Origin of the sequence: Occallatibacter sp. (assembly GCF_049510455.1) — a bacterium.
GTDB lineage: Bacteria > Acidobacteriota > Terriglobia > Terriglobales > Acidobacteriaceae > Telmatobacter.
This window is the reverse complement of the sequence record NZ_JBEKYX010000023.1, coordinates 35,945-46,109: the sequence shown is the minus strand read 5'-3', so window position 1 is coordinate 46,109 and position 10,165 is coordinate 35,945. Positions and strand designations below refer to the sequence as shown.

Genomic DNA, 10,165 nt, shown 5'->3' with positions numbered 1-10,165 from the left:
CCTCAGACGCTGCCGTCCCAGGCCGCAACATGAGAGCATCTCTCCCGAAGGTATAAAGTTCGTGCGCCCCACCCTCATCGCGTATTTGCTTTTGCGGCCACGCTGGGGCCGCTCTACAGCAAGAGGAGAAATGCTCTAAATTGCCTCCGTTGTGTTTCTCTCCCCCGAAAACATCTGTATGGATGCATCGCGAAAACGATAGCCGATGAAACCATCGGTCTCAATGTAGGTTGGATTATTTGAATCATCCCCAAGTTTCTTCCGCAACTGACCAATGAGGACTCGCAAATAGGCGCGGTCCGATACCTCATCGGAGGGACGCAGAACGGCGTGAAAGCGGGCATGCGGCACGGGACGTCCGGCGTTCGACATCAAAAGCTTCAACGCATCGAATTCATGCGGGGTGAGGTGAATCCGTACTCCGGCTTTCTGTACCTCGTGCCGCACCGGATCCAACACTATATCTCCGATATGAATGGGCGATTCAGCCGGGGTCTCCGGGGCGTGATAACGACGGACCGCGGCGCGGAGCCGCGCCGTCAGTTCCCGCACCTGGAACGGCTTGGTGATGTAATCGTCGGCTCCGGATTCAAGAGCATGCACCTTGTCGTCTTCGCTGCCGCGCACCGTAAGCATAAGGACTGGAAGGCGCGTGAAGTTTCGGCGTATTCGCGAACAGGTCTCCATGCCGCCCATTCCCGGCATATTGATGTCGAGTAATACAGCGTCGTAATCGATCATGCGAAGACGCATGATCGCTTCCTCTCCGTTGCCGGCCTCACCAATATCAAATCCGACGATACTCAGCGCAGAACGCAGACTTCGCCTGAGTGCAACATCGTCTTCAACGATGAGAATTTTGCTCTGTATTACGTCCATGCGATTGCTCCTTTTGTATCTGCGGCAAAGCGATAAAGAAAGTTGTTATCTTGTCGGAGGTGCTGTCTGCCCAGACGCGCCCCCCGTGGGCATCCACGATTCTTCTGGTCACTGTGAGTCCAATGCCCGTGCCGGGAGCCTTGTATTGCGCTTCAGAGGAACGATAAAAGCGGTCGAAGATGCGCAGTCTGTCCTTTGGCTCTACGTACGATCCCTCGTTCTGCACGCTGAAGACGATTTCGGAGTCGGTCGACTCTACCAAGAGCGTGATTGCCGATTCTGGACGGGCATACTTCGCTGCGTTATCCACAATCTGCAGCAATGCCATCTGCAGGAGCCGTCGATCGGACCAGACATAGTCAATCCTGCTCTTTTGCAGGGTCACGAGCCATTCCTCATTGACAATGGAGGCAAAGGCAATACGGCATCCTTCGATAAATTCATCGAGCGCTATCTTTTCGCGATCGAGCCGGAAGTCTGCTTCCTCCAATTCCGCTGTTTCAAGAACATTGTTGGTCAAACTCGCCAAACGAACGGCCTCGCCTTCAATCAGTAAAGCAAGCTCCATTTCAGTTGCGCCCAGGTGAGGGATCTCCAACAAGCCTTCGCTGGCCGTCTGGATGGTGGCCAAAGGGGTTTTGAAGGCGTGGGCGAGTCCGTCCAGCATTGCCGAGCGCAATTGACCGCTTCTGCGCGCAATTTCTGCATTCGTCTCCGCGAGGAAGGCGTGGGAGCGTTCCAATGCGATGGCAGCCAGTGAGGCGATTGCGTCCGCGGAACGCGAATCGAGGAATCCGTCGGAGGCAGATCCGGCTATATAGAGAGCTCCCACTGGCCGGGTTCCCAGTCGAAGCACGCGCTTGAAGCGACAGGCCGCCACATCGTTTTCCGACAGTTCGCCGAAGTAGATGGCTCGCACCTCGTCCTCTGCAACGAACCCCGGTCCGGCTTTATCCATCTTTGCCTCTCGAGCATCCCACAACGCTACTGCTTCGGCTTTGAAGATGTTTTCGATCAGGCGAGTCAACTGCGCACCGACCTCTGTGCCGCGGTCCATCAGCAGAATGTCGCGGCTGGTCAGGTACAAACGTTCCAGCCGCTCTCTCTCCTGTCTTGTATCTAAAGATTGCTGGTGAAGCGCATCGGCAAACCGGCTGAGAAAAAGCGCAATCAACGCGAAGACAGCAGAGGCGGCCCAGTCCTGAGGCTCCTGCTCAAGGAACGAAAGAATTGGCGGCATGTAAAAGAAATCGAGCGATGCAACCGCGGCGGCGGTGGCGACCGCGCCTTCCACAAATCCCCAGCGAAACGCAATGATCAGTATGAGAACTAAATCCACTACGCCAGTGGTAAGAGCCGCCGCATGGCATAGATACCCAATGAACGTGACCAGAGCAAGAATTGGAATGGTCGCAATGCTGCGCCATGTGCGTTTACTTCCGTGCATAACCGCGATCTCTGATACACGATAGTAATCCAAAAGCCATAAGTAAACGGTAAGGACTCCCCTATGAAACTGGCGGGATTCATCGTGCCTATGCGGTAAACCCTATCGTCATTCTGAAAGTCATAAACAACCCATAAAGCAGAGGTGCTCCGTAATCCCATCGTTACGGGCCATCCCATTGACTGAGAGATGTATGGTCCAGTCACGGTAATCGGCTGGCCGCGGAGGCAGGAAGTGAAAGACGGAAAAATAAATCAGGGAGACTTTGAGGCTCCCGTCTCAATGCTGACAGCCCATTTAGCGATGTGCGTGCATTTAGAGCGGATGATACTCGCCCGCGAGCTTGCGGAGACGAGCCGTAGAACCAATATGAAAAGCAATCGCGGAATTGCGCGGAACTCGCGGCGCGTCATGGGCCTGGTTGCGGCGCTTCTTGTTGTGCTGTTTGGGATGACGGCAGGAGCGGCTGCGCAGTCGACGTTTGGAAGCATTCGAGGGATCGTGCAGGATGGCTCCGGCGCGGTGATTCCGGGAGCGCAGGTCACATTGCATAGCATCGACGAAAATACCGATCGCAAGGTGACCTCGGACGATACAGGAAACTACATCCTGGAGAACGTGAAGGCGGGCAAGTATAGTCTTCATGCCAAGCGCGACGGATTCGCGGACTCATCGATCAACAACATTGAACTGAATGCCCGGCAGGATCTTCGCTTCGCGCTGAAGATGTCCATTGCCGCGCAATCGACCACGGTCGAGGTCTCCGCGGTCAGCAACGCCATCAACACCGAAAACGCCACTGTCGGCGATATGAAGAATACGGCGGAGATTACCGAGCTGCCGCTGAATTCGCGAGCGGCCACCACCAGCCCTGTAGCGGCACTGGCCACATCGGCAAATGTGCAGCAGGACAGCTCAGGCAATTTTGCCATCGGCGGCGCCACGTCGAATATGATCGGCTTGTCGGTTGACGGCATCTCGACTGTAAACGTGTGGACAAGCGGCGTCTCGCTGGCCGCGGGAGCGGAAGGCTCCAATCCCTATCCCTCCTCGGAGGGAATCGCGGAGATGAAGGTTACAGCGTTTAACAACAACGCCGAGTTTTCGCAGGTGGGCGACGTTACCTTTACAACCAAGGCCGGAACCAATGCGTATCACGGCAGCGTGTTCGAGTATCTGCAGAACGATGCGTTTAACGCGGCGACGTATAACTTCCCGGTGAAAGCTCCGGAGCGCTTCAACACCTTCGGCGGCAGCCTGGGAGGACCGCTTTCAATCCCGCGCCTTTACAACGGGCATAACAAGACCTTCTTCTTCGTAGATTACGAAGGAAATCGCAGGAGTACCTCGCAGTCTGAGCTATACACGGTTCCGTCGATGCAGGACAGGCAAGGCAACCTGAGCGATCTTGCTTCGACCCTCCCGGGCGGGGTCCTTATCAATCCGGCTACCGGGTCATCGGCTGAAGGTACGGGGCAGCCTTTCCCCAACTTCCAGATCCCCACCGCGTCGCTGAACCAGTCCGCGCTCACCCTGCTGAATACTTACTATCCGCTGCCCAATGCGAACCTCGGCGGCGGCCTGAACTACGAGACGCTGGTCCCGATACCATCGAGCACCAACGGCCTGGATGGACGCATCGACTATGTGATCAACCAGAAGCAGCAGGTCTACGCCCGCTTCAACTGGAAGAACCTGCTCGTCAACACGGTCAATCCGCTGCTGCCGAACGATGTGGACACGGAGCACGACCGCAGCTTTCTTGCCTCGCACAACTACACCATCACCAACCACATGGTGAATGAATTCCGTTATGGCTTCACGCACTCGATTCTCTCTCCGTACTTTTCGATTCAAGGCGCCGCGGCAATCTCACAGCTTGGGTTCCAGGGCGTGAATGTCTCCAACCACCCCACGGACGGCGGCTTCCCCAGCATTTACTTCACGGATGGCACCAGCTTCGAACCCATTGGCAGGGATCATGTAGGCCCGACATACTCCAGCACCGATGAGCTTGCCGATAATCTCACCTACACCCGCGGCAAGCACACCATGCGGGGCGGCATCGACATTCGCTGGGCGCGATTCGAGGTACCCGAGATCGAGACGCCGTCGGATGACTACGGCCTGTTCACCTTCAACCAGAGCACTTTCACCGGCAGCTCCTTTGGCGATCTTTTGCTTGGCCTGCCCACCACCACGTACTTCGCAGTGACAGGACCGAGAAACAATGCCGGAGGGCCGCAGTACGGCTTCTACGGACAGGATGAATGGCAGGTGAACAATCACCTGACCTTGAACTTCGGCCTGCGCTGGGAGATTCTTCCGCCCTTTGTGGACGTGAATGGACAGCAAGCGAACTTCGATCCCAAGACGAATTCCATAATCGTAAATCGCAACCTCTACAACAAGGAAGGTGGGCCGGTGCTCGCATTCCTCCAGTCCTTCAACGCCTGCAATGCCGCGCCTGCGGGCTGGTCGGCTCCTGCCGATCCTGGTTATGCCCCAGTCAGCGGGCCTTGCACGCAGGTGGTGTCCAACGGGCAGGAAGGCCTGCCGCCAGGCCTGCGGCAGACATACAAGCGTAACCTCGACCCGCGCCTCAGCCTTGCCTATCGGCCCTTTGGCAACGACAAAACCGTCTTCCGCGCGGGCTTTGGCATCTTCACGGTCACGGCGCTCGGCCAGTTGCAAAACAATAATGAGAGCAATCCGGTGGCTTCGGTTTTCACCTACTCCAATCCGAACTCGAATCCTGCAGCAGCAATTCCAATCGGTGCGCCGACCTTCAGCTTTCCGGATGTTGCGCCAGCCGCGGATCTAGGCCATGCCGTCGTAAACGGGGGAGAGCTTGAGCAGGCTACCAATCCGCGATATCGCGATGCGCAGGCAGCGCAATGGAACGCTACCGTGGAGCGGGCCATTACCAGCACCATGGCGCTGCGCGTCAGCTATGTCGGAATGTCCTCCTACCGGTTGGCCGTTACCGTCAATCTGAATCAGCAACCGCCGACAACGGTTCAACTGCCACTACCTAATCCGAACGCCATTCCATTCCCGAACTGGGGAACTATCTTCTCGACAGAGAACTATGGCCATGAAACTTACCAGTCCATGGAAGCACAGGTTACGCAGAGAGCTTTCCACGGCCTGACCTACCAGGCGAATTACACCCTGGCGCACGATCTGAGCGATGCACAGGGCGATGCGCCGACAGCGTTCCAGGGTGAGACCCGCTACGGGCTTGCCGATGAGAACGGCTTCGACATCAGCGGAAATCGCGGCAACGTGGTTGGCACGAGGCGGAACCGCGTCCTGCTGACCGGAACCTATGAGCTGCCCTTCGGTCAAGGCCGGCAGTGGTCGAGCCAGTCGCGTCTTCTACGGGAGACACTGGGCGGGTGGAATCTGAACACCATCACGCTGCTGGAATCCGGTCCGTACCTTACGCCCACCATGAGCGTAAGCCTGGACCAGACCAATACGGACCCCTCCGCCGCCGGCATCAGCGTCGTTCGGCCTGACCGGGTCGGCAATCCGATTCCGCAGCATCGCACAAGAGCCGAGTACTTCAACATCAGTGCCTTCGCTCCGCCGCCTGCAGGGGCAGGGCGCGTGGGCAATGCAAGCGTGGGTAGCCTGGAAGGTCCGGGAACTGCCGCTGTGAACGCAGGGCTCTCAAAAGTTCTGGAACTGCGCGAGAGTTTGCGTCTGCGCTTTGAGGCGACGTTTACCAACGTGCTCAACCACACTAACCTCGCGCCTCCGGTCACGGACATCAGCAATTCGGGCATCTTCGGCGCGCTCACAGCAGCACAGACGGCAGAGAGTGCGGGAAATCGTACAGGACAGCTTGCTCTGCGTCTCGATTTTTAAGACTGCCTGAAGAAAAAACCACAGCCTTGCCGGCGTAGCGACAGAAGCATGACCACTCTGACGCTGCGCCGGCAAGGCTTTATTGCGTTTAGAGAAAAGCTCTGTGGGAAATGCAGACTTTACCGGGTTGCGCGCAACCCCGGTTGGCTGCCAGGTTCCTGCTCTATCCCTGCTCTAACCGTTGAGCTACAAGCCCGGCCTGCAAGCCTTGTATGGTGCGTTGGCGTGTAGATTGAAGGGACTGGGGGATTGCGTGGTGGAGAGCGGTTTTCTGGAAACGGCGGCGGAGATGGCGGGGCTGGCGATTCTGGCGGAGAACATCGACGGAGTGCGCGCGCATCTGGAGCGGATGCGGGAGATGGCGAAGCCGCTGATGGCTGTTGCGATTCCGGATGAGGTTGAGTCCGCTCCGGTTTTCGAGGCTGGGGTGTTTGAGCCCGGAGTGTTTGAGCCATGACGCGGGAAGAGATTCTGGCGCTGGATGTGGCTGCGATTGCCGATGCTGTGCGTGGCGGGAGGCTGCGCGCGCGTGAGGTGGCAGAGGCTTCGTTGGCGGCGATTCGAGCGCGAAATGGTGAGTTGAATTGCTTTACGAAGGTGCTGGAAGCTGAGGCTCTGGCTGACGCCGATGCGGTGGACAGGCGTGTGGCTGCGGGTGAGGATGTTGGGCCGCTGGCTGGGGTTCCGTTTGCTGCGAAAAATCTATTTGACATTGCGGGAGTGACGACGCTGGCGGGATCGAAGATTCTGGCCGGCAATGCGCCTGCGGAGCAAGATGCGACGGCGGTGGCGCGGCTGCGGGCGGCAGGCGCGGTGCTGGTAGGCGCAACGAATATGGATGAGTTTGCCTACGGGTTTGTGACGGAGAATGCGCATTATGGGGTGACGCGGAATCCGCATGACACGGAGCGCGTGGCGGGAGGCTCGTCGGGTGGTTCGGCGGCAGCGGTGGCGGCGGGGATGGTTCCGCTGGCGCTGGGGTCGGATACGAATGGGTCGATCCGCGTGCCGGCGGCGTTTTGCGGTGTGTATGGATTGAAGCCAACGTATGGGCGGGTGTCGCGGGCTGGGGCGTTTCCGTTTGTGGCGAGTTTGGATCATGTGGGACCGTTTGCGAGGTCTGTCAGGGATCTTTCGCTGGTTTTCGATGTGCTGCAGGGTTACGATGCGCGCGATCCCGTTTGTTCGAAGCGTGCGGTGATGCCGGTTTCCGGTGAGTTGGAACGGGGTGCGGAGGGACTTAAAGTCGGTGTGCTGGGCGGATACTTTGCGCGTGGCGGTGCGCCGGAGGTTTTTGCTGCGATGGAGCGCGCGGCGAAGGCTATTGGGGCGAGCGAGATTGTTGAATTAGACGGTGTGGAGTTGGCGCGTACGGCGGCGTTTCTGATTACGGCGGTGGAGGGTGGGAACCTGCATCTTGATCGGCTGCGGACCAGGCCGGGGGATTTTGATCCGGCAGTGGTGGAGCGGTTGATGGCGGGAGCGCTTGTGCCGGCTGCATGGTACTTGCAGGCGCAGCGGTACAGGAGGATCTTTCAGGAGCGGGTGCGAAAGGTTTTTGAGCGGTTTGATGTGCTGCTGGCTCCGGCAACGCCATGTGCGGCGATCAGGATTGGGCAGAAGACGATTGAGTTTGGTGGGCAGGAGATTCCGGCACGGGCGAACCTGGGGATGTATACGCAGCCGATCTCGTTTGTGGGGCTGCCGGTGGTGACGGTTCCGGTGATGGAGGCGGGCAAGCTGCCGCTAAACACCCCAGTGAGCAAAGATTGCTCGCCGGGGACCCCGGTGGGGGTGCAGGTGATTGGTGCGCCGTATAACGAGGCGGCGGTGTTGCGAGTGGCACAGCAGCTCAGCGGGTGAGGGCTTCTTCGTGTGTCTTTTGCGCCGCAGGCGCGGGTGCCTGGACGGCAGGTCCTTCTTCGCGCAGTTGTTTGAAGGCGCGGTAGACGAAGGAGCCCATGTACCATCCGTCGATGTATTTGAAGGGCGTTTCGCCTGTTGTGTAGTGGCCGCAGGGAAGGACGCGGGGCTCGAAGTTGACTCCGTGGCGCTGGAAAGCATCGACGACCTGGAGCGAGTATTCGCGGGGAAATGTCAGGTCGTAGTCGGCGTAGATGAGCAGGGCTTTTTTGGCCTGTTTCGCAGACTGGGCTCCGGCGGACTGGATGCTCATGAACTTGTCGTAGTAGTGGATGGGGCTGACGGCGGCCCAGAGCTGGCGGAGGCGTTCTTGTGTAAGACCGGCGTCCGCAAGACCCTGACGGATGTGGCGCGTGCTTTGGCCTGCCCATACGACATCGCCGAAGGATGTGGAGGCGTGGTTGAAGGCGTTGACGCGCAGGCGCGGATCGTGTGCGGAAGCGAGAAAGGCATAGCACGAGCCTAGGCTGGTGCCGAGGACGCCGAAGTGCTCGTAGCCCTGATCTTCAAGCCAGTCGAGGCAGCAGCGGATATCGACGACGGCCTGGCGGCAGGCGGACAGCGTGCGGCCGACGTTGGAAGAGACGGCGTAATCCGAGCGTTCGAGCTCGGTGGGGCGGCGAATGTCGTGATAGGGCTTGGAGAGCCGGAGGGCGGAGATGCCCATGCGATTGAAGACGCCGGCGAGGGCGTTGTGGCTGAAGGCGTCGGCGTTCCACTGGGGCAGGATGACGATGGCTTGCTTGGGGCGCGCGTGATCTTTGTGCGCGGGGGCCGGGTACCAGCGGGCGTTGACGAGATCGTTTTCCGGGTAGGGCGTGCGCTCGGGCGAGGTGAAGCGAAGAAACTGCGCGCGGGGAATTTCACCGTTCTCGGCCTTGCGCCGGAGCTCGGCATCCTGGGCTAGTGTTTCGGGGCGAACGTTGGTGGGAAAGAGCTGAGGATAGCGCTCTTCAAGACGGAAGTCGGTGGGCCGCTGATAGCCGAAGAACTGATCGCTGTGGCGGATGAGGAGTTCGCTGATGCGAGTCATTGCGGTTTCAGGATCGGCTTGGGCGAGTCGAAGCTCGGCGGCAGCCAGGCCGTGGGAGTCGAGAAACGGAGCGATCCAGTCGAAGCCCCATTCGAGTGGACGCACTACGCGGTTCTCATCGCGGGTTGTGAGGCGCGTTTCCCACCGATACATCCAGCGCGCATACCATTTGCTTAACATGCTTCTGAATCAAGTTTATCAGTGCCATCATTTGGTGTGATGAACCCCTGTCCGCGGCGTCGGTCACGATACGATAAATCCATGCCTTCTCCGCTCCGAATTGCTTTCTTTGGAGGCAGTTTCGATCCGCCGCACCTTGGACACCTTGCTGTTGCGAGAGCGGCGCAGGAGGCTCTGCGGCTGGATCATGTGCTGTTTGCGCCGGTAGGCTCGCAGCCGCTGAAACCGAAGGGCGCGACGGCGTCGTTTGCGGATCGGCTGGAGATGACGCGGCTGGCGATTGCCGGCGATCCGGGGTTTGAGATTTCCCTGCTGGACGCGCCGCATGCCGACGGCGGGCCGAATTACACGCTGAACACGATGCATGCGCTGTGTGAACACCTGCCCGGCGCGGAGCTGTTTCTGCTGCTCGGCGCGGATTCCTTTGCGCTGCTCAGGAACTGGCGCGGCGCAGCGGAGATTCCGTTTACGGCTTCGCTGGTGGTGGCTTCGCGGCCCGGACAGGATATCGGCAATCTGGCGGCGTTTCTGCCGCCTGGGCTGAGCCTCTCCGATGCGACCGTCCGCGGAGAGCTGCATGCCTACACGCTGAAAAATGGATCGGGAAAGACAGCGGAATTTTACCTGCTGCCTGGGCTGGATGTGCCGATCAGCGCCTCGCAGATTCGGGCGCAGACGCGAGCAGGTGCGCCTTCGCCGCTGCCGGAGGCGGTGGCGGAGTACATAAAAACGCATCATTTGTATCAATGATTTATTAGCATTCAGCCCGCTTGTGGGAGAGCGAGCGGGAGTGCTATCCCACTCATGGCGCGATGGAACTGCGCCAT

General features: G+C 59.0%; 7 protein-coding genes. 4 read left to right on the top strand and 3 right to left on the bottom strand.

Annotated features, from left to right (window positions below; genetic code table 11):
• Window positions 1-135: 135 nt before the first annotated feature.
• Together ABSG47_RS06415 and ABSG47_RS06410 are read right to left on the bottom strand one after the other, a co-directional pair.
• Complete coding sequence (locus tag ABSG47_RS06415) at window positions 136-879, bottom strand: response regulator transcription factor (protein WP_424167899.1); 744 nt, start codon at window positions 877-879, stop codon at window positions 136-138.
• Window positions 845-2,326, bottom strand: coding sequence for a sensor histidine kinase (locus tag ABSG47_RS06410; protein ID WP_424167896.1), 1,482 nt, complete (start codon window positions 2,324-2,326; stop codon window positions 845-847). The genes ABSG47_RS06415 and ABSG47_RS06410 overlap by 35 nt, the downstream gene beginning before the upstream one ends.
• 234 nt (window positions 2,327-2,560) lie before the next feature.
• Between ABSG47_RS06410 and ABSG47_RS06405 the strand changes: the two genes are divergently transcribed.
• The 3 genes from ABSG47_RS06405 (at window position 2,561) to ABSG47_RS06395 (ending at window position 8,065) form a co-directional block, all read left to right on the top strand.
• Window positions 2,561-6,202: a carboxypeptidase-like regulatory domain-containing protein gene (locus ABSG47_RS06405; RefSeq protein WP_424167894.1), complete on the top strand. Its 3,642-nt coding sequence runs from the start codon at window positions 2,561-2,563 to the stop codon at window positions 6,200-6,202.
• A 232-nt stretch (window positions 6,203-6,434) separates the two neighbouring features.
• Window positions 6,435-6,659, top strand: coding sequence for a DUF4089 domain-containing protein (locus ABSG47_RS06400; RefSeq protein WP_424167891.1), 225 nt, complete (start codon window positions 6,435-6,437; stop codon window positions 6,657-6,659).
• Window positions 6,656-8,065: an AtzE family amidohydrolase gene (locus ABSG47_RS06395; RefSeq protein WP_424167888.1), complete on the top strand. Its 1,410-nt coding sequence runs from the start codon at window positions 6,656-6,658 to the stop codon at window positions 8,063-8,065. The genes ABSG47_RS06400 and ABSG47_RS06395 overlap by 4 nt, the downstream gene beginning before the upstream one ends.
• Here ABSG47_RS06395 and ABSG47_RS06390 read toward each other — a convergent pair.
• Window positions 8,055-9,338, bottom strand: coding sequence for an alpha/beta hydrolase family protein (locus ABSG47_RS06390; protein ID WP_424167885.1), 1,284 nt, complete (start codon window positions 9,336-9,338; stop codon window positions 8,055-8,057). The two genes, ABSG47_RS06395 and ABSG47_RS06390, sit on opposite strands and share 11 nt — an antisense overlap.
• Window positions 9,339-9,419: 81 nt before the next feature.
• Here ABSG47_RS06390 and nadD point away from each other — a divergent pair, with 81 nt between their 5' ends.
• Window positions 9,420-10,088, top strand: coding sequence for a nicotinate (nicotinamide) nucleotide adenylyltransferase (gene nadD / locus ABSG47_RS06385; protein ID WP_424167882.1), 669 nt, complete (start codon window positions 9,420-9,422; stop codon window positions 10,086-10,088).
• The last annotated feature ends 77 nt before the right edge of the window (window positions 10,089-10,165 follow it).

Coding starts and splice junctions, on each gene's coding strand:
- ABSG47_RS06415 (WP_424167899.1), bottom strand. CDS start 879: ATGGACGTAATACAGAGCAAAATTCTCATCGTTGAAGACGATGTTGCA.
- ABSG47_RS06395 (WP_424167888.1), top strand. CDS start 6,656: ATGACGCGGGAAGAGATTCTGGCGCTGGATGTGGCTGCGATTGCCGAT.
- nadD (WP_424167882.1), top strand. CDS start 9,420: ATGCCTTCTCCGCTCCGAATTGCTTTCTTTGGAGGCAGTTTCGATCCG.
- ABSG47_RS06410 (WP_424167896.1), bottom strand. CDS start 2,326: ATGCACGGAAGTAAACGCACATGGCGCAGCATTGCGACCATTCCAATT.
- ABSG47_RS06390 (WP_424167885.1), bottom strand. CDS start 9,338: ATGTTAAGCAAATGGTATGCGCGCTGGATGTATCGGTGGGAAACGCGC.